Origin of the sequence: Streptomyces cahuitamycinicus (genome assembly GCF_002891435.1) — a bacterium.
GTDB classification, from domain to species: Bacteria; Actinomycetota; Actinomycetes; order Streptomycetales; family Streptomycetaceae; genus Streptomyces; species Streptomyces cahuitamycinicus.
Genome location: NZ_POUC01000918.1, coordinates 1 through 729 on the forward strand (window position 1 = coordinate 1; position 729 = coordinate 729).

Here is a 729-nt window from a genome sequence, read left to right on the forward strand (position 1 = left end):
CCACCGGCCATGTGCCGCTGCCGCCCGGCGGCCCGGTCGCCATGCCGACGGCCCCGCCCGCCGCGACGGCTCCCGACCCCGCCGGTACGACGCTCGCCGTGCTGCTCATCGGCCCCGCGGGCGCGGGCAAGACCAGCGTCGCCAAGTACTGGGCGGACCACCGCCGGGTCCCCACGGCCCACATCAGCCTCGACGACGTACGCGAGTGGGTCCGCTCCGGCTTCGCCGACCCCCAGTCCGGGTGGAACGACAACTCCGAGGCCCAGTACCGTCTGGCCCGCCGCACCTGTGGCTTCGCCGCCCGGAACTTCCTGGCCAACGGCATCTCGTGCATCCTCGACGACGCGGTCTTCCCCGACCGCCCGGTCGTCGGCCTCGGCGGCTGGAAGCGCCACGTCGGGCCGGGCCTGCTGCCGGTCGTCCTCCTGCCGGGCCTGGAGATCGTCCTGGAGCGCAACGCCGAGCGCTCCGGCAATCGCCGCCTCACCGACGACGAGGTCGCCCGCATCCACGGCCGCATGGCGGGCTGGTACGGCTCGGGCCTGCCGATCATCGACAACTCCCAGCTCGACATTCCGCAGACGGCCCAGGTCCTCAACGACGTCCTGTCCCGCTCCATCGCCAGCCCACCCCAGTGGTAGGCGCCCCATAGGGGCGCGGGGCCGTATCGATGTGCGGCTCCGCCGCGTGGGCGCGACAAGCCCCCCACACACACGGACGGCGCACAAC

General features: G+C 73.8%; 1 protein-coding gene. It reads left to right on the plus strand.

Annotated features, from left to right (window positions below; genetic code table 11):
• Positions 1-641: AAA family ATPase (locus C1J00_RS43870; protein ID WP_245936764.1), on the plus strand; the 641-nt coding region annotated here is incomplete at its 5' end.
• Positions 642-729 lie beyond the last annotated feature (88 nt).